The following is a 19,158-nucleotide window of genomic DNA, read 5'->3' as shown; positions in this document are numbered from 1 at the left end:
AGGCGGAGTACCATTTACGGCGACTCCACCGGGAAAAGAGTTAACCGATACTCCAGAAGAGCACCGCCAGTAATTGGGGTGTGATAATGCGCAGGAACATCACTAACGGATAGACAGTGGCGTAAGAGAGCGCCGCCGCACCGCTGGTTGGATGAAGATTATTAGCAAACGCCAGCGCCGGAGGATCGGTCATGGAACCTGCCAGCATCCCGCACATGGTCAGGTAATTCATTTTGGCTAACATCCGCGCCAGAATGCCAACAGTAATCAGCGGAACGGCGGTGATCAGGGCACCATAACCAATCCAGCTTAGCCCTTCGCCATCCACCAGTGTATGGATAAAATCGCCGCCGGATTTCAGGCCAACCACCGAGAGAAAGAGCACAATGCCTAACTCGCGTAGCGCCAGGTTAGCGCTTGGTGGCATAAACCAGTACAGCTTGCCGATACTGCCGATACGCCCGAGGATCAACGCCATAATCAGCGGACCGCCCGCCAGCCCGAGTTTCAACGCCGCCGGGAACCCAGGCACAAAGACGGGAATAGAACCTAACAATACGCCAAGCCCGATACCAATAAACACTGGCAGCATCTGAACCTGTTGCAGTTTTTGCTGCGCATTCCCCAGCACATTGGCAACGGCATCAATTGCGGACGGACGCCCCACCAGGTTGAGGATATCGCCGAACTGCAGGCTGATATCGCTACTTGCAACTAATTCAACACCAGCACGGTTCAGGCGCGAGATAACAACGTCATAGCGTTCTTTAAAGTGCAGGTCGCGAATACGTTTACCGAGCACGTTTTCATTGGTGACCACCACACGCGCGACGCGCAAATCAGTGCCTTTCGTAGACAGCGAGGTATCGACCTCCTGACCAATCACCAGTTGCGCATTATGTAAATCCGCAGGCTGCCCCACCAGATGCAGCAAATCGCCCAGTTGAATAACGGTTTCTGGCGAAGGCACTTTTAGGGTTTCTTCTCGTTTCAATCGTGAGCAAATAACTTTATCGCCATTGAGAATCGGCACATCTTTAATGGCTAAATTATGCAAATTAGGATTCTCAACTCGGATGTTAATCGTCCTGATTAGCGCACCGCCGTTGGTTCGCGTGGACTCGTGCTGCTGGGCCTCAGTCTCAACATTGACGCGGAAAATAACCCGCAGCATCCACATAGTGAACAAAATGCCGCAAATCCCAAATGGATACGCCATCGCATAGCTCATCCCCATTTGATCGACCATCGCCATCGGTGTCCCCAGGTCGCGCAAGATCTGCTGCCCTGCCCCCAGCGCTGGCGTATTGGTGACCGCGCCGGAAAAAATCCCCAGCACTACCGGCAGTGGAATATCAAACAGTTTATGCAGGATGGCGGTAACCAGACCACCGATGATGACGATCAGAACAGCAAACAGGTTGAGGCGTAATCCGGAGACGCGCAATGAGGCAAAGAAGCCCGGCCCTACCTGAATCCCGATGGTATAAACGAACAGGATCAGGCCAAACTCCTGAATAACATGCAGCATATCGCTACTTAATGTCATCCCCGCCTGAGAAACAAAATGGCCGACGATGATCCCACCGAACAGCACGCCGCCAATGCCCAATCCAACACCGCGAAACTTGACGTTGCCGATAAACAACCCGACGACCGCCACCAAAGCCAGAATACTGACCGTTAATGCTATATCACTCATCGTCCATTTCTCTTGAAATAACATTTTAATTGCTACGGATTATGGCTGAATCGGTGAAGCAGATTTGCCTTATAGCGCACATTATCACGGGAAAGAACGTGCCGAAATATCTTAAACAGGCGAAATTTAACGCATTGCTGAAGAAAAAAGACAAAAAAAAGCCCCACCAGAATGGCGGGGCAAAGAGAATAGCTAGTTAGCTATTTAACGCGGGACGTTCGCTGATAGCGATACGCTGCGCTGCGATGGGTTCAGGCTCATTACGAATTAAATCAATATGCAGTAAACCGTTTACGAAGGTTGCGCCAGAGACTTCCATATTTTCAGCCAGCGTAAAGCTCAGGCTAAAAGGCTGATTCATAAGCCCTTGATGCAGCCATTTTTTCTCTTCTTTTGGCTGCTCTGGCGTGCCTTTTACGCTCAGGCGCGTACCTTCCAGTTGAATCTCTAAATCTTCCTGACGGAAACCTGCCAGCGCAAGGGTAATGCGGTAGTGGTTATCGTCGCTTTTCTCAATGTTGTACGGCGGGAAGCTCTGGCTTTCACCGGCGTTTTGCAGTGCGTTGGCCAGTTTGTCAAAACCGATCCATTGACGCATCAGTGGGGATAAATCGAAGTTACGCATAGTCATTTCTCCTTCTAAGAAGCGAGTAATTACCTGCAAATCCGAAGATTCGCATATGCTCCCTGACGGCGAGCATGGAAATGTCAGGCCGCGCCAGGCGGCCTTAGGGAATTAGTTGATTTCGATACGGCGCGGTTTTTTCGCTTCCGGAATCACGCGTTCGAGATCGATATACAGCAGACCATTCACCAGGTTAGCACCACGAACATGAATGTTCTCAGCTAACTGGAATTTACGTTCAAAGTTGCGTTCAGCGATGCCCTGGTACAGATAGGTGCGCTCTTTTTGTTCGTCGGCGTGAGCACCTTTCACCACCAGCAGATTATCCTGGGCGGTAATTTCCAGTTCGCTCTCAGCAAAACCAGCCACAGCGATAGCAATGCGGTAATGGTTTTCGTCTACCAGTTCAACGTTATACGGAGGGTAGCCGCCATTACTCTGGCTCTGGTTGTTTTCTAAGTGGTTAAACAAACGGTCAAATCCAATAGCAGAACGGTAAAGCGGGGATAAATCAAAGTTACGCATAATCAATAGCTCCTGAAATCAGCGAGAATCTAAGACCTTCCACAATGGACAGGTCAGGTAGCCAGAACACCCATCAGGCGCGTCCTCATCGGCTACGATGTAAAAATGGGTCTGGAAATGAACTTTTCAAGCCTTATCAGCGGACTTTTTTTTGCAGTTTATGGTCTATTGCATAGACTGAGGGGGCAGCACGAAACGTTAAAGTGCGATAGCCGCCACAGTGCGACGTAATGATGATGTTATTTTCAGCAAGGGATCGCTATAACTCATCAGGCCAACACCCACGATCAACAGATGAATTTATTATGATAAGAAATGTGTTGTTAGCGTTCATGATATGCAGCGGAATGACATTACTCGGAGGATGCTCCAGCGTGATGTCCCATACCGGGGGGAAAGAAGGAACGTATCCTGGCACCCGCGCCAGCGCAACCATGATTGGCGACGATGAAACCAACTGGGGCACAAAATCGCTGGCGATACTCGACATGCCATTTACCGCAGTACTGGACACAATATTGCTACCGTGGGATGTGTTCCGCAAAGACAGCTCAGTGCGCTCGCGCGTTGAAAAAAGCGAAGCCAACGCACAAGCCACCAATGCGGTTATTCCACCGGCCAGAATGCCTGATAACTGATTTAGCGATCAGTTTCGGTGATCCACAACTGACCGTCCTCCATCCACGCCAACCATTGACCATCCGGCGAGAAAACCACGGCGTCCGCAGAAGGTGGATTGGCGTGGTTTTCGGTTAAATACTCAACCTCGCCGCTTTGCGCATGGGCACAAGCAATCCGATTATCCAGCACAAAGCCCAACCATTCTCCTGATGGATGCCAGTTAAATGCAGACTGAATATCCGTTTTGTTATGGGTTAACTGGTGCGGCTCGCCGCCCTGTGGCGAGATAAGCCACAGTTGCACAATGCCGTTATCATCACGCATTAAAAACGCGATTTGCGTACCCTGCGGATTACAGCGCACCCAGTGGCGCGGGACGTTGACTAACCCCGGATAAGCCCGATGGTGGGTAAAGGTTAAACGTCGCTGCACGACGCCACGCGGTGGCGCGGGCAGGGTTGTTTCCGTTCCACTTAACGGCGCATCACCTGCCGCTTTCCAGCCAGCTTCATCTTTCGGCAACTCGACAATAAACAGCTCCGGCACTTTCTCGCCCTTTGCCGAAAGTGTGTCGCCAATAAACGCCAGCGCGTGATTTCCTACCCATCCTTCTTCATAAGCACGATTGATTTCATCACTGCCAGGCTGTGGCGTGGGCGTGGTTTTACTTACCAGCACGCACCAGTGGCTACCGCTGTATTCACGCGGATGCTGCTTTTGTACGTTGACCGGGCCAAACGGTGCAGCAACACCGACATTTCGCAAATCCAGCGCCGGATCGAGTTCATGCATTACATGGTCGTTGTAGGTAAAGCTCACCCTTTCACCGTTTGGGCTAAAGACATGTACATGACTGCCGCCGCGCAGCGCTCCTGGCGTATATGGCGCGGTAATATCCATTGCATCGAGATTGCTCACCTTGCCGCTTTCAACAATCACTCCGCGCCGATGATGAAAGTCGTAATACCATGTTTCATCAGGATTTTCCGGGCCGTGGATGAAGACATACTTCTCTGACTTCGGATGAACGGTCACCACGCCGACGTATGCGCCCTGTGACGCGCGATAGATAACCTCGACCTCGCCGGTATGGATATTCACACGCTCAATGGTCTCGCCGGTAAACGACGCCCCAGAAGGCCGCACGTCAAACACCAGCCACTGGCTGTCGGGCGTCCAGGTATTGGTATTGGTGAGCAGGTGATTACGGGGAGCAAAGGTTATCTGTTTCATGGCGTGGTCCTGATACAAAACGGTTCCCGCCATCATACTTCACAAGGACTTCACTTTCAGACAATAGTCTTTTGCCATCGTGATGAATGTGAGTGAAAAGATGGAACATTTCGACGTGGCGATTATTGGCCTCGGCCCGGCAGGGTCGGCGTTGGCGCGAAAGTTAGCAGGCAAAATGCAGGTGATCGCGCTGGATAAAAAGCACCAGCATGGTACTGAAGGTTTCAGCAAACCTTGTGGCGGTCTGCTGGCACCGGACGCGCAGCGATCTTTTATTCGCGATGGACTGACGCTTCCTGTCGATGTCATCGCCAACCCGCAGATTTTCAGCGTCAAAACCGTCGACGTCGCCGCATCGCTCACGCGTAACTACCAGCGAAGCTATATCAATATTAATCGCCATGCTTTCGACTTGTGGATGAAATCGCTGATCCCCGCCAGCGTTGAGGTTTACCACGACAGCCTGTGTCGAAAAATCTGGCGTGAGGATGATAAATGGCATGTCATTTTTCGCGCAGACGGCTGGGAGCAGCATATTACCGCCCGCTATCTGGTCGGTGCCGATGGTGCCAACTCGATGGTGCGGCGGCATCTCTACCCGGATCATCAGATTCGTAAATATGTCGCCATCCAGCAGTGGTTCGCAGAGAAACATCCGGTGCCGTTCTACTCCTGCATCTTTGATAATGCGATAACTGACTGTTACTCATGGAGTATCAGCAAAGACGGTTATTTTATCTTTGGCGGTGCCTATCCGATGAAAGACGGTCAGACGCGTTTCACGACGCTAAAAGAGAAAATGAGTGCCTTTCAGTTCCAGTTTGGTAAGGCGGTGAAAAGCGAAAAATGCACGGTGCTGTTTCCCTCACGCTGGCAGGATTTTGTCTGCGGCAAGGACAACGCCTTTCTGATTGGCGAAGCGGCGGGATTTATCAGCGCCAGCTCGCTGGAGGGGATTAGCTATGCGCTGGATAGCGCAGAGATTCTGCGTTCGGTATTACTGAAGCAGCCAGAGAAGCTCAATACCGCTTACAGGCGCGCCACTCGCAAACTGCGTTTAAAACTCTTCGGCAAGATAGTAAAAAGCCGATGCCTGACCGCACCGGCTTTAAGAAAGTGGATTATGCGCAGTGGAGTGGCGCATATTCCACAGTTGAAAGATTATCCAACGCGCTTCACATCGCCCACCAGCAGGATGTAAGAGAGCGCGCCAATCAACGCGACGGCGGAGATATAAACCAGTGCAGGTGCGAAACCGTAACCCTGCGCCAGGTACCCCACCACCAGCGGAACGGTGATGCCGCCCAGACCACCGGCAAAGTTAAACACGCCGCCGGTTAAACCAATCAGGCGCATCGGTGCCAGAGAAGAGACCAGCGACCAGGTAATCGAAGCAAAACCGTTGCCGAAGAATGCCAGCGCCATCAGGCACATAATCATCATCGGATCGTTGGTGTAGTTCGCACCCATAATGCAGGTGGAGATCAGCAAGCCGCAGATAATCGGCGTTTTACGCGCAAAGCCCAGTGAAAAGCCCTTACGTACCAGCAGATCCGCGACCCAGCCAGAGAGCAGGACGCCGACAAACGCCGCGAGGAATGGCACCGTGGTCATAAAGCCTGCTTTCAGCGCCGTGATTCCTTTTTCCTGGGTTAAATAGTTCGGGAACCAGGTTAAGAAAAACCACAGTGTAGAAGCCACCGCAAATTGCCCAAGATAGACACCGATCAGTTTACGATGGAACACCAGTTTCCAGTCTTTGGCTGTTAACGGCTGACGTGCCTCTTTTTTCACCGGCGCATCACCATCCACCAGACCGCCACCATCACGAATGTAATCCAGTTCAGCTTTGCTGATGCCTTTGGTCAGGCGCGGCGGCTGATAAACCTTAAACCAAATCAGCGACCAGATAATGCCGATACCACCGGTGACAATGAACACCCAGTGCCAGCTCAACATCTCCTGAATCCAGATCAGCAGCGGAGTCAGAAACGCCAGACCGACAAACTGACCAGACGTATAAAAACCAACGGCAGAAGCGCGTTCATGTTCCGGGAACCAGCTGGTCACCATCCGGTTATTGGTCGGGAAAGCGGGCGCTTCGAAAATACCGGTTATCGCGCGCAGACCAATTAATGACATTAATCCCGTGGCAAAGCCCTGGAATAACGTCGCCACTGACCAGCCAAATATCGCAATAAAATAAGTCACGCGAGAACCTACGCGATCTAAAAACCAACCGCCGGGGATCTGACATAGTGTATAAAGCCAGGCGAAGGCCGAAAATACATAGCCCATTTCCGCTTTGGTAATACCGAACTCTTCCTGAATATGGGCGGAAGCCACGGCCAGGTTAGCGCGGTCAACATAACAAATGACCACCGTAATAAAGATCATCACCAGCGTCAGATAACGCCGACGCCCCGGCTTTGCTGCATTAACGGGAATATCCATAGCGAGCTTTCTCCAGATTTTGGGCATAGCGAAGCCGCTCACCATGCCCTGTAATTTACAGAGGGTTATATTTTTGTATTGCTGTTTTAGTGCCCGATGAGGGGCTTACGTGGCAGGAATTACCACTCTGCTACGCTGTTATCTTCATGACGCCAGAGCGGATTACGCCAGTCCGGGGCATTTTTACTGAACTCAATAACTTTGGCTTCGTCGATTTCCACGCCTAAGCCCGGTTTCGTTAATGGTTTAAAGAAGCCGCCGACCATGCTGAAGTCTTCTTTATTTTTCACAAAGTCGAGTAACTCCGCGCCTTTGTTGTAATGAATGCCCATACTTTGTTCCTGAAGTACCGCGTTATAGGAAACAAAGTCGATATGCAGGCAAGCCGCCAGTGCAATCGGTCCGAGCGGACAGTGCGGCGCAAGGGTCACGTCATAGGCTTCTGCCATTCCGGCAATTTTGTAGCATTCGGTAATACCGCCTGCGTGGGAGAGATCCGGTTGCAGAATCGAAATACCGCCTGCCTCCAGCACACGTTTAAAATCGAAGCGTGAGAACATGCGCTCACCCGCCGCCAGTGGAATATGCGTTTGTGCCGCCAGTTTCGGGTAGTATTCGGCTTGTTCCGCCAGCACCGGCTCTTCAATAAACAGCGGGCGATACGGCTCCAGTTCTTTAATCAGCACTTTCGCCATCGGCGCGCTGACGCGACCGTGGAAATCAAGACCAAACTCAATCTGATTGCCAAAAGCTTCACGAATTTGTGCCACGGTGTTGACCGCCGCATCTACCGCGCGGGAGTTATCAATTAGCCCCAGTTCTTCACAACCGTTCAGTTTGAAGGTATCGAAGCCGATTTCGCGCAGGGTTTTAATGCCGTCGATAACATCCGCCGGACGATCGCCGCCGACCCAACTGTAGGCTTTAATTTTGTCGCGAACCAGGCCTCCCATCAGTTGCCACACCGGCGCATTCAGCACTTTGCCTTTGATATCCCATAACGCCTGGTCGATACCGGCGATGGCGCTCATCAGGATTGGACCGCCACGATAAAATCCGGCGCGATACATCACTTGCCATAAGTCATTGATGCGCGATGGATCCTGACCAATCAAATAGTCGCTCAGTTCGTGAACTGCCGCTTCCACTGTACGGGCGCGGCCTTCGATCACGGGCTCGCCCCAGCCGACCACGCCTTCATCGGTTTCAATTTTCAGGAACATCCAGCGGGGAGGTAAACGATACGTGGTAATTTTGGTGATTTTCATTGCACTGCCTCTCGATACGCCTTAACAAATGCTGCTGCCTGCTGCGCGGTGCGTTCTACGGATTGCCCGGCGCGATAGAGATCGCTGCCTAAACCCGCCCCAGCACAACCTGCGTCTATCCACTGCGCCAGGTTTTCTGGCGTCACGCCGCCAACGGCAAAGACTGCGATGTCCGGTGGTAATACCGCTTTTAACGCTTTGATGTATTGCGGACCAAAAGCCGATGACGGGAATATTTTCAGCGCCTGCGCACCCGCTTCGAGCGCGGTAAAGGCTTCGGTCGCCGTCGCGCAGCCGGGGCAAACGGTCATGCCGTAGCCCACCGCACGGCGGATCACTTCACTATGGATATTGGGCGTAACGATGAGCTGGCAGCCCATCCTGGCGAGTGCATCGACCTGTTCAGGTTTCAGTACCGTACCTGCGCCAATCAACGCCTTATCGCCGTATGCATCAACGATGGCGGGAATGCTCTGCTCCCATTGAGGGGAATTCAGCGGGATTTCAACCGCGTCGAACCCGGCGTCAATCACCGCGCCAACATGCGCCAGCGCCTCGTCGGGCGTAATGCCGCGCAAAATGGCGATCAGCGGGAGTTTAGTTTGCCACTGCATGAGCGATGCTCCTTATACCAGCCTGAAATGCCGTGTCGCCCGCTACCGCCGCCACGTCGCAACCCATCGCCTGAAAGGCTTGCTGGTAGCGCGCGGTCAGCGATGTTCCGGCGACAAGGGTGATGGCGTGTTGATGGGTCACATAGTCGCGCATACTGGCAACCTCTGCGCCAATCAACAAACCAGAGAGAAATTCACTGACCTGTTCGCGGGGAAGTGTTCCCAGCACATGCGAGGCGCGAACTTCAAAAAGCTGCGGCAATATGGCGGGCGCATTAAGGCCACGCTCAAGGCCAGCCGCGAAGGCATCGGCAGCGTTTTCCTGCGGCGGCAAACCTGCGCCAATCAATGAGTGATTTAACAGTAAATGATGTAATTCACCGGTCATTACGGTGCGAAAATCGTTGATTTGCTGGCTATCGGCCTGCACCCATTTGCAATGCGTACCGGGCATGACATAAAGAGAGGAAGGAGCCAAAGCACGCGCGCCGATCAATTGTGTTTCTTCGCCGCGCATCACATTGTGGTTATCATCATGAGAAACGCATAATCCGGGAATAATCCAGATATTGTCGCCAACAGACGTTAATTGTTCGCCAATAGATGAAAAACGGGCAGGAACAGATAAATACGGTGCAACTTTCCAGCCGACATTGCTGCCGACCATTCCTGCCATTACCACTGGCGTATTCTCTTCACGCCAGTCGGTCGTCACTTCTGCTAACACCGCAGCCGGAGATTTTCCGTTCAGGCGCGTGACGCCTGCTTCTGATTGCCTGCTGTCCAGGCAGTGGTCGCCCTGATAAAGCCAGGCGCGCAGATTGGTCGATCCCCAGTCAATTGCGATGTAGCGAGCTGTCATGTGATTTCCTTTAACCTTCGTGTCGAGCTGGCGATCATGGTAAGCGCCGCCTGCTCTGCCGCATCGCCGTCCTGATGCCTTATCGCATCGAACAGCGCCTTATGTTCCTGGAGCGTTTGCGGCATGTTGGCCTCATCGCCCATCCAGGTTCGTTCAAAAACCGCCCGCTGCAGCGAACTGATCGCAATGCTCAGTTGCTGTAACACCGGGTTATGTACCGACTGCAGCACCGCCTCGTGGTAGCGAATATCCGCTTCGTTAAACGCTTCGCGGTCCTGATTGTTAGCAATCATCTCGTTCAGCGCCGATTCAATCTGCGCCAGATCGCTGGAGGTCGCGCGCTCTGCTGCCCAACGGGCAATAGCCGGCTCTACCAGGTTTCGCACTTCGCTCATTGCACTGATAAGCCGTGGGTCATAGTCGTTTTCCAGCACCCATTGCAGTACGTCAGTGTCGAGGTAATTCCACTGGTTACGCGGAGCCACAAACGCCCCGCGATAACGTTTCATTTCAATCAGCCGCTTCGCCATCAGCGAACGAAATACCTCACGGATGATGTTGCGCGAGGTTGCAAACTCCTCACAGAGTTCTGCCTCAGCCGGAAGCGGCGAGCCTGGCACGTATTTGCCGTGAACGATCTGTTTACCCAGCGTAATAACGATGCGATCGGTTTTATTGAGAGTCATGGAGAGTCCTTGTGCTCTGTATGTTCTTCTCTACTTTACCCCGATCGATGCATAACGCGGCAATTTTGTAGTACCAGCGTGATGACGTTCGCGTTTGCTGTGCGCCTAATGTAGTACAAACTTATATAGTTGTACTACAATTTAGATCACAAAAAGAACAACCCATAAGAAAATGTTCTACGTCGGGCAAAAATCTGAAAAGGGAGATCAGGCGCTAAACTGGGGGGAAAGAAGAGTATGCTTTCAACGGCTTAGTACTCTTGTTTAAAGGATTAATCATGAAGTTGAATCTTAAGGGATTTTTCAAGGCTGCCAGTTTGTGTTCTTTGGCATTTGCGTTGACCGGATGTATCACCTGGGGATTGGTTTCCAATACTGCAAGCCGTCCACATGCCGAGCAATGGCGGTCAGACACGATTAAGGGTTTATCGCTGGCAGAAGATAGTAACGGTACGAAAGGCTATGTTTTTGTTGGTGAATCGTTGGACTATCTGTTGACCACCGGCGGCGATGAGGTGGTTAAAATGCTGAACGATCCGGCAATCCATGGTGAAAGAATCACCGTTTCTGATAACGCGAAATTTATTTTAAGCAGCAGTAATAAGAATTTCTCTGGTGCTATTACGCTCTATTACGACTGGAACAACGAAGAAGATAAGGCACTGGCAACACAATATGGTTTTATTTGTGATACCCGGCGTTGTACATGGATGCTGGACGGTTTGAAAGGCTCAATCCACCAGAAAAATAAAAAAGCGGATTACTCAAACGTGATGGTTTTCCATCAACCCTTTACGGTGGGATTTTATGAGTACAAAGCAACAGATGGCGTCCCGCGCGGCCTCGTTAATGCGCTGCTGCCAGTCACTCTTACGCTGGATATAGTAACGTCACCACTCCAGTTCCTGATTTTATGCACGACCAGAAATTGTTAATCGCTGCGGGCAAACGCATTCATGCCGTTTGCCCGTTCACTGATTAATTCAGCACATACTTCTCAATAGCAAATGCCACGCCATCTTCAAGGTTGGATTTGGTGACAAAGTTCGCCACTTCTTTCACCGAAGGAATAGCGTTATCCATCGCCACACCGACGCCTGCATATTCAATCATTGCGATGTCGTTTTCCTGATCGCCAATCGCCATGATTTCTTCCGGTTTAATACCTAACACGTCGGCCAGTGATTTCACACCCGTACCTTTGTTAACGCGTTTATCGAGGATTTCGAGGAAGTACGGCGCACTTTTCAGCACGGTGTATTTTTCTTTCACTTCCTGCGGAATACGCGCAATGGCCTGGTCGAGGATGGCGGGTTCATCAATCATCATCACTTTCAGGAACTGGGTATTGGGGTCCATTTTCTCCGCTTCGCAGAACACCAGCGGAATGGTGGCAACGAAAGATTCATGCACCGTGTAGTAGCTGATATCACGATTGGCGGTGTACAGCGTGGTGCGGTCCAGCGCGTGGAAATGAGAACCGACTTCGCGAGAGAGTTTTTCCAGGAAACGGTAGTCGTCATAGCTGAGAGCGGTTTGCGCCACGGTGCTACCATCAGCGGCCTTCTGTACCAGCGCGCCGTTATAAGTAATGCAGTAGTCGCCCGGCTGTTCCATATGCAGCTCTTTCAGGTAATTGTGAACACCTGCATAAGGGCGACCCGTCGTTAGCACGACATTCACGCCACGGGCGCGAGCTGCGGCAATCGCATTTTTAACGGCAGGTGAAATGGTGTGATCGGGCAGCAGAAGGGTGCCATCCATATCGATAGCAATGAGTTTGATAGCCATGAGTTCCCCAGGTAGATTGGTTCCTGACCCATGCTAACGCGATTCCGCTCAAAAATCAGTACAACACCCGAGGGAAAAGGGGGATGCAACGCGCATTGCGTGCTCCCCTTTTGCTTAGCGGAAAAGTTTCCCTTTCAGCAGTTCCATGCCTGCGGAAAGCAGATCGTTATGGGCTTGTGGTGACACTTCACCTTGCGGTGAGAGCGCATCAATAATCTTCGGCAATTGTTCTGCCAGTAAACTGGAAGCTGTACTGGTATCCACGCCAAGTTTTTGCCCGAGATCGGACACCGCATTTGTGCCGAGCGCCGATTCCAGTTGCTCGCCGCTAACTGATTGATTGCTCTGTTGATTACTCAGCCAGGTTGAGAGAATGGCCCCTAAGCCGCCACTTTGCAGTTTTTCCAACAGCACTTGAATGCCGCCCTGTTCCTCAACCCAGCTCAAAATGGCCTGATATTTCCCCGCATCGCCTTTCAGAAAGGCACCGACAACGTCATCAAAAAGCCCCATGATAATCACCTGTAAAGCGTTACGTGTTGACCCAAAAAGTATAGATCTGCGGGATGATAATTGCGGATTGCAGAAATAAAAAGGGCGGAGATGATCTCCGCCCTTTTCTTATAGCTTCTTGCCGGATGCGGCGTGAACGCCTTATCCGGCCTACAAAAACATGCAAATTCAATATATTGCAGGAGTCTCGTAGGCCTGATAAGCGTAGCGCATCAGGCACGCTCGCATTGTTAACGCCATTAAATATCGATATTCGCCGCTTTCAGGGCGTTCTCTTCGATAAACGCACGGCGCGGTTCAACGGCGTCGCCCATAAGCGTAGTGAACAACTGGTCGGCAGCAATCGCATCTTTAACGGTAACGCGCAGCATACGACGGCTTTCCGGGTCCATGGTGGTTTCCCACAGCTGTTCCGGGTTCATCTCGCCCAGACCTTTATAACGCTGGATGGAGAGGCCGCGACGGGACTCTTTCACCAGCCAGTCCAGCGCCTGCTCGAAGCTGGCTACCGGCTGACGACGTTCGCCACGTTCGATAAATGCATCTTCTTCCAGCAAGCCACGCAGTTTCTCACCCAGCGTGCAGATACGACGATATTCGCCGCCAGTGATAAATTCGTGATCCAGCGGATAGTCAGTATCCACACCGTGGGTACGCACGCGAACAATCGGCTCGAACAGGTTTTGTTCGGCATTGGTATGGACATCAAACTTCCACTGGCTGCCGTGCTGTTCTTTGTCGTTCAGTTCGCTGACCAGCGCGTTCACCCAGCGGGTAACGGTCTGCTCATCAGAGAGATCGGCTTCCGTCAGCGTCGGCTGATAGATAAGCTCTTTCAGCATTGCTTTCGGATAACGACGCTCCATGCGGTTGATCATTTTCTGCGTCGCGTTGTACTCAGACACCAGTTTCTCTAACGCTTCGCCAGCCAGCGCCGGTGCACTGGCGTTGGTGTGCAGCGTTGCGCCATCCAGCGCGATAGAGATCTGGTACTGATCCATCGCTTCGTCGTCTTTAATGTACTGTTCCTGCTTACCTTTCTTCACTTTGTACAGCGGCGGCTGAGCGATGTAGACGTGACCACGTTCAACGATTTCCGGCATCTGACGATAGAAGAAGGTCAACAGCAGCGTACGAATGTGCGAGCCGTCGACGTCCGCATCGGTCATGATGATGATGCTGTGATAACGCAGTTTGTCCGGGTTGTACTCGTCACGACCGATACCACAACCAAGCGCGGTGATAAGCGTCGCCACTTCCTGAGAAGAGAGCATCTTATCGAAGCGCGCTTTCTCGACGTTGAGGATTTTACCCTTCAGCGGCAGAATCGCCTGGTTCTTGCGGTTACGCCCCTGCTTCGCAGAGCCGCCCGCGGAGTCCCCTTCCACAAGGTACAGTTCGGAAAGCGCCGGATCGCGTTCCTGGCAGTCTGCCAGTTTGCCCGGCAGGCCAGCTAAATCCAGCGCACCTTTACGGCGGGTCATTTCACGCGCGCGACGCGCAGCTTCACGGGCACGGGCAGCATCGATAATTTTGCCGACCACGATTTTCGCGTCGGTTGGGTTTTCCAGCAGGTATTCCGCCAGCAGTTCGTTCATCTGCTGTTCAACCGCCGATTTCACCTCAGAAGAAACCAGTTTGTCTTTGGTCTGTGAGGAGAATTTCGGGTCCGGCACTTTCACGGAAACGACCGCAATCAGGCCTTCACGCGCATCGTCACCGGTGGCGCTGACTTTGGCTTTTTTGCTGTAGCCTTCTTTGTCCATGTAGGCGTTCAGGGTGCGGGTCATCGCCGCACGGAAGCCTGCCAGGTGAGTACCGCCGTCACGCTGCGGAATGTTGTTGGTAAAGCAGTAGATGTTTTCCTGGAAGCCATCGTTCCACTGCAACGCCACTTCGACGCCAATACCGTCTTTTTCGGTGGAGAAGTAGAAGATATTCGGGTGGATCGGCGTTTTGTTCTTGTTCAGATATTCAACGAATGCCTTGATGCCGCCTTCATAGTGGAAGTGGTCTTCTTTGCCATCGCGCTTGTCGCGCAGACGAATGGAAACGCCGGAGTTGAGGAACGACAACTCACGCAGACGTTTCGCCAGAATGTCATATTCGAACTCGGTCACATTGGTGAAGGTTTCAAGGCTTGGCCAGAAACGCACCATAGTGCCGGTTTTTTCAGTCTCGCCGGTAACCGCCAGCGGGGCCTGCGGTACACCGTGTTCGTAGATCTGACGGTGAATTTTACCCTCGCGCTGGATAACCAGCTCCAGTTTTTGCGACAGGGCGTTTACTACCGAAACACCAACGCCGTGCAGACCGCCGGACACTTTATAGGAGTTATCGTCAAATTTACCGCCTGCGTGCAGAACGGTCATGATCACTTCCGCCGCCGATACGCCCTCTTCCGGGTGAATACCGGTCGGAATGCCGCGCCCGTCATCCTGTACAGAGACAGAGTTATCGGCGTGAATGGTGACGATAATTTCTTTACAGTGACCCGCGAGCGCTTCGTCGATAGCGTTATCTACCACCTCGAATACCATGTGGTGCAGACCGGTGCCGTCATCCGTGTCGCCGATATACATACCCGGGCGCTTACGCACCGCATCCAGCCCTTTCAGGACTTTGATACTGGAGGAGTCATAAGAATTCGACATCAACGTTTCTCGCTCATTTATACTTGGGTTAATCCGTTATTTTACCCTTTTCCACGGTAAACATCTTCGAATTTTCGTCCGACATGTCTATAACGTGTTCAGCACTGATCGCGCTGACAAAGACCTGTGATTGCGTCGCTTTTAAGCGGCTGGCAAGCAGCCCGCGACGCTCATCATCAAGCTCAGAGGCAAAATCATCTATCAGGTAGAGACACCGCCGCCCGCTTTCACGGGTGAGGAACTCTCCTTGCGCCAGACGTAAGGCGCACATCAACAGCTTAAGCTGCCCACGCGATAAGGTATCTTCCACCGGCGCACCGTCGGCGCGAATGCGTAAGTCCGCTTTATGCGGGCCGTGCGCGGTGTAGGTTAGCTGGCGATCGCGTTCAAAATTACGTTCCAGCACCTCAGCGTACTCTGTCTCTTTCTCCCAGCCGCGCTGGAAAGAGAAAGTCAGAGAAAACTCAGGGAGAAATTGCTTACAGGTATCAGCCATATCGGCTGCGATACCGGCGCTATACTCCGCGCGCCAGGTGCTGATTTGCTCCGCCAGCGGGATCAGTTCTTTATCCCACGGGCGTAGCTGTTCGTAACGAGTCACCTGGCGCAGCGCCGCATTGCGCTGCTTGAGCAATCGCTTGAGATTGCTCCAGGCGGTGAAAAATCCGGGTTCGTTGTGAAAGCATCCCCAGTCGAGGAATGCTCTTCTGTATTTGGGGCCGCCGTTGAGTAAAGTAAACCCTTCTGGCGTTATCAGCTGCATTGGCATCAGGTGCGCCAGCTCCGCGACTTTATGCCCGTCTGTACCGTCAATACGGACTTTGCTGTCGCCTTGTTTGTCTTTGGTTAAACCAATCGCCGTCTCGCGCTCTTCGCCCTGTAATCGCCCGTGGAGAACAAACGCCTCCTGCTCGTGGCGAATGACGCGACCAATCTGCAAACTGCGAAACGCCCGACCGTGGCCGAGCGTATAGATGGCTTCCAGCACGCTGGTTTTGCCACTGCCGTTGGCACCTACCAGAAAGTTAAAGCCGGGAGATAAGGCGAGATCCGCGGTTTCAATGTTGCGGAAATCGCGGATCAACAAGCGGGTGAGGGACATTACAGTCTCATTGGCATGACAACATAAGCCGCGCTCTGGCTGGCCGCATCTTCAATCTGCACGCTGGAAACCGAATCGGTCAGCATCATGCGGACGTTTTCGCATTTCAGTGCGTTCAGAACATCCAGCACATAGCTGACGTTGAAGCCGATTTCCATCTCCGCACCGCTATAGGTAACGTCGAGGATCTCTTCCGCTTCTTCCTGTTCTGGGTTGTTGGCGGTGATTTTCAGCTGGTTTTCGCTGACATACAGACGCACGCCGCGGAATTTCTCGTTAGAGAGAATTGCCGCACGGGCAAACGCCTGCTTGAGCAGATCACAGCCAGCTTCCAGATGCTTGTCCGGGTTCTTCGGCAGAACGCGACGGTAATCCGGGAAGCGACCATCCACCAGTTTCGAGGTGAAGATAAAGTCGCCAACGTGGGCGCGAATGTTGTTGCTGCCAATCTGCACGCGCAGCGGATTGTCGCCGCCGTCGAGCATACGCATCAGTTCAATCACGCCTTTACGCGGCACGATCACCGAATGGCTTGGCAAAGATTGACCAATTGGCATTGAACAGACTGCCAGACGGTGGCCGTCGGTCGCCACGGTGCGCAGTTCTTCACCTTCGGTTTCAAACAGCATACCGTTTAAGTAATAGCGAACGTCCTGATGCGCCATAGAAAACTGGGTCGCTTCAATCAGACGCTTCATCGTCGCCTGCGGCAGGGTAAATTCGACTTCGCTCTGCCAGTCATCGAGGTTCGGGAAATCTGCCGCTGGCAGGGTAGACAGCGAAAAACGGCTACGCCCGGAGCGCACCAGCATCCGCTCACCTTCCAGCTGCACGGCAATTTCCGCGCCTTCAGGCAGACCACGGCAGATATCAAAGAATTTGCGCGCCGGAACGGTCGTCGCCCCTGGTTCGTGCGGCTGAACCAGCGCAACGCGTGCCACCATTTCCATCTCGAGATCAGTACCGGTCAGCGACAACGTACCGTCAGCAACCTGTAACAGCAGATTACCGAGAATCGGTAGCGTAGGACGACCACCTAACGGACCGCTCACCTGTTGTAGCGGTTTTAATAAATGCTCACGTTCTACGGTAAATTTCATAGGTTTACGATGACAATGTTCTGATTAAATTAGAAAAATCTTCTTTGATATCGTGGCTCTCTTCACGCAACTGCTCGATCTTCCGGCAGGCATGAAGCACCGTCGTGTGGTCACGACCACCAAAGGCATCGCCAATCTCCGGAAGACTGTGGTTAGTCAGCTCTTTCGCCAGCGCCAGCGCCATCTGGCGCGGACGGGCCACCGAGCGGGATCGACGCTTGGAAAGGAGATCCGCGACTTTGATCTTGTAGTACTCCGCCACCGTCTTCTGAATATTGTCGATGGTGACCAGTTTTTCCTGCAATGCCAGCAAGTCACGCAGCGCCTCACGCACGAAGTCGATGGTGATCGCCCGTCCGGTAAAGTTGGCGTTGGCAATGACGCGGTTCAGCGCGCCTTCCAACTCACGTACGTTAGATCGTAGACGCTTGGCGATAAAGAACGCCACTTCGCCCGGCAAACGAATGTCGTTTTCGTCGGCCTTTTTCATCAGGATCGCCACGCGGGTTTCCAGCTCTGGCGGTTCGATCGCCACAGTCAGTCCCCAGCCGAAGCGGGATTTCAAACGATCCTCAACGCCGTTGATCTCTTTCGGATAGCGATCGGAGGTGAGAATGATCTGTTGATTACCTTCCAGCAGGGCGTTGAAGGTGTGGAAAAACTCTTCCTGAGATCGTTCTTTATTAGCAAAAAACTGAATATCGTCGATCAGCAGTGCATCTACGGAACGGTAGTAGCGTTTAAACTCTTCGATCGCGTTGTTTTGCAGGGCTTTAACCATGTCCTGAACAAAGCGCTCGGAGTGCATATAAACCACTTTGGCATTCGGCTTGCGCGCCATAATGCCGTTACCCACCGCATGCAGCAGGTGAGTTTTACCCAAACCCGTGCCGCCATAAAGGAACAACGGGTTATAAGCACCGCCAGGGTTATCTGCCACCTGGCGAGCCGCCGCGCGCGCCAGTTGGTTAGATTTACCTTCAACGAAGTTATCAAACGTGTGTTTGACGTTTACGTTAGAACGATAGGTCGGTTCTGCCGGAGCCGGGACGTTATCCCAACCCGAGCGCGTAGAAGGCGCAGCACGTTGCGGCTGCGTTTGCGCCACCTGTGCAGGGGCCGCGACGTTGCTCGTCACTGCCGCTTGTGGCGTTTGCGTCACCGGTTTGGTGCCGACTTCAAAACGCAGCTGTGGGGCATCCGCTCCGCAGAAACTGGTTAGCAGTCCATTGATATTATTAAGGTACTTGTCCCGTACCCAATCGAGGACAAAACGGTTTGGCGCGTACAGGGCCAGCGTGTTATCGCTCAGTTCCGCCTGCAATGGGCGTATCCACATACTGAATTCTGTGGCTGGTAACTCATCCTGCAATCGGGCAAGACACTGCTGCCAAAGCGAAAGTGACAC

At 52.6% G+C, this 19,158-nt stretch carries 18 protein-coding genes and 1 other annotated feature; of the genes, 3 read left to right on the top strand and 15 right to left on the bottom strand.

The window, feature by feature from the left end; all coding sequences use genetic code 11:
* Positions 1–40: 40 nt before the first annotated feature.
* The 3 genes from HBM92_RS00090 to ibpA all read right to left on the bottom strand — a co-directional run bounded on the left by HBM92_RS00090 (position 41) and on the right by ibpA (position 2,852).
* Positions 41–1,702, bottom strand: a complete 1,662-nt coding sequence (locus HBM92_RS00090) for a putative transporter (RefSeq protein ID WP_001279773.1) — start codon at positions 1,700–1,702, stop codon at positions 41–43.
* A 196-nt stretch (positions 1,703–1,898) separates the two neighbouring features.
* Complete coding sequence (ibpB, locus tag HBM92_RS00085) at positions 1,899–2,327, bottom strand: small heat shock chaperone IbpB (protein WP_001243431.1); 429 nt, start codon at positions 2,325–2,327, stop codon at positions 1,899–1,901.
* 111 nt (positions 2,328–2,438) lie between these two features.
* A complete protein-coding gene (gene ibpA, locus HBM92_RS00080; RefSeq protein WP_001243437.1) occupies positions 2,439–2,852 on the bottom strand; it encodes a small heat shock chaperone IbpA in 414 nt (137 codons plus the stop codon).
* Positions 2,846–2,918 (bottom strand) — a sequence feature (ROSE (Repression Of Heat Shock gene Expression) occurs in the 5'-region of heat shock genes and acts as an RNA thermometer to modulate expression.). It overlaps the preceding gene by 7 nt.
* Positions 2,919–3,157: 239 nt before the next feature.
* Here ibpA and HBM92_RS00075 point away from each other — a divergent pair.
* Positions 3,158–3,490, top strand: coding sequence for a YceK/YidQ family lipoprotein (locus tag HBM92_RS00075; RefSeq protein WP_001305004.1), 333 nt, complete (start codon positions 3,158–3,160; stop codon positions 3,488–3,490).
* A gap of 1 nt (position 3,491) precedes the next feature.
* Here HBM92_RS00075 and HBM92_RS00070 read toward each other — a convergent pair whose 3' ends face one another.
* A complete protein-coding gene (locus HBM92_RS00070) occupies positions 3,492–4,706 on the bottom strand; it encodes a DUF3748 domain-containing protein (RefSeq protein ID WP_001443185.1) in 1,215 nt (404 codons plus the stop codon).
* 100 nt (positions 4,707–4,806) lie between these two features.
* On the opposite strand from HBM92_RS00070, the gene cbrA reads away from it, so the two are divergent.
* The gene (gene cbrA / locus HBM92_RS00065; protein ID WP_001529490.1) at positions 4,807–5,907 is read left to right on the top strand and encodes a colicin M resistance lipid reductase CbrA; all 1,101 of its coding nucleotides are present in this window, start codon (positions 4,807–4,809) and stop codon (positions 5,905–5,907) included.
* Here cbrA and HBM92_RS00060 read toward each other — a convergent pair.
* The 5 genes from HBM92_RS00060 to dgoR form a co-directional block, all read right to left on the bottom strand.
* On the bottom strand, positions 5,868–7,205 hold the full coding sequence (locus tag HBM92_RS00060; RefSeq protein ID WP_000253455.1) for an MFS transporter: 1,338 nt from the start codon (positions 7,203–7,205) through the stop codon (positions 5,868–5,870). The genes cbrA and HBM92_RS00060 overlap by 40 nt on opposite strands.
* A 74-nt stretch (positions 7,206–7,279) precedes the next feature.
* Positions 7,280–8,428: a galactonate dehydratase gene (dgoD, locus tag HBM92_RS00055; RefSeq protein ID WP_000705012.1), complete on the bottom strand. Its 1,149-nt coding sequence runs from the start codon at positions 8,426–8,428 to the stop codon at positions 7,280–7,282.
* The gene (gene dgoA / locus HBM92_RS00050; protein ID WP_001198717.1) at positions 8,425–9,042 is read right to left on the bottom strand and encodes a 2-dehydro-3-deoxy-6-phosphogalactonate aldolase; all 618 of its coding nucleotides are present in this window, start codon (positions 9,040–9,042) and stop codon (positions 8,425–8,427) included. The genes dgoD and dgoA overlap by 4 nt, the downstream gene beginning before the upstream one ends.
* A complete protein-coding gene (gene dgoK / locus HBM92_RS00045; protein WP_000127063.1) occupies positions 9,026–9,904 on the bottom strand; it encodes a 2-dehydro-3-deoxygalactonokinase in 879 nt (292 codons plus the stop codon). Before dgoK ends, dgoA begins: the two co-directional genes overlap by 17 nt.
* Positions 9,901–10,590 (bottom strand): D-galactonate utilization transcriptional regulator DgoR, encoded by a 690-nt coding sequence (gene dgoR / locus HBM92_RS00040; RefSeq protein ID WP_000174305.1) that lies wholly within the window; start codon positions 10,588–10,590, stop codon positions 9,901–9,903. The genes dgoK and dgoR overlap by 4 nt, the downstream gene beginning before the upstream one ends.
* A gap of 278 nt (positions 10,591–10,868) precedes the next feature.
* Here dgoR and HBM92_RS00035 point away from each other — a divergent pair, with 278 nt between their 5' ends.
* On the top strand, positions 10,869–11,525 hold the full coding sequence (locus HBM92_RS00035) for a hypothetical protein (RefSeq protein ID WP_001305005.1): 657 nt from the start codon (positions 10,869–10,871) through the stop codon (positions 11,523–11,525).
* A 43-nt stretch (positions 11,526–11,568) separates the two neighbouring features.
* Here HBM92_RS00035 and yidA read toward each other — a convergent pair whose 3' ends face one another.
* The 6 genes from yidA to dnaA all read right to left on the bottom strand — a co-directional run.
* Complete coding sequence (gene yidA / locus HBM92_RS00030) at positions 11,569–12,381, bottom strand: sugar-phosphatase (protein ID WP_000985549.1); 813 nt, start codon at positions 12,379–12,381, stop codon at positions 11,569–11,571.
* Between the two features lie 114 nt (positions 12,382–12,495).
* On the bottom strand, positions 12,496–12,894 hold the full coding sequence (locus tag HBM92_RS00025; protein WP_001305006.1) for a YidB family protein: 399 nt from the start codon (positions 12,892–12,894) through the stop codon (positions 12,496–12,498).
* A gap of 239 nt (positions 12,895–13,133) precedes the next feature.
* Entirely contained in the window at positions 13,134–15,548 is a 2,415-nt protein-coding gene (gene gyrB, locus HBM92_RS00020) for a DNA topoisomerase (ATP-hydrolyzing) subunit B (RefSeq protein ID WP_001298010.1), read from the bottom strand.
* A 28-nt stretch (positions 15,549–15,576) separates the two neighbouring features.
* Positions 15,577–16,650, bottom strand: coding sequence for a DNA replication/repair protein RecF (gene recF, locus HBM92_RS00015; RefSeq protein ID WP_000060112.1), 1,074 nt, complete (start codon positions 16,648–16,650; stop codon positions 15,577–15,579).
* Complete coding sequence (gene dnaN, locus HBM92_RS00010) at positions 16,650–17,750, bottom strand: DNA polymerase III subunit beta (protein ID WP_000673464.1); 1,101 nt, start codon at positions 17,748–17,750, stop codon at positions 16,650–16,652. The genes recF and dnaN overlap by 1 nt, the downstream gene beginning before the upstream one ends.
* Before the next feature lie 4 nt (positions 17,751–17,754).
* Positions 17,755–19,158, bottom strand: a 1,404-nt coding sequence (dnaA, locus tag HBM92_RS00005; RefSeq protein ID WP_243865849.1) for a chromosomal replication initiator protein DnaA, incomplete at its 5' end; no start/stop codon positions are given.

Origin of the sequence: Escherichia sp. E.sYA108 (assembly GCF_011754335.1) — a bacterium.
In the GTDB taxonomy this organism is placed as follows: Bacteria; Pseudomonadota; Gammaproteobacteria; order Enterobacterales; family Enterobacteriaceae; genus Escherichia; species Escherichia coli.
Note: the sequence above shows the minus strand (reverse complement) of the source record. Positions and strands in the feature narration are given on the sequence as shown.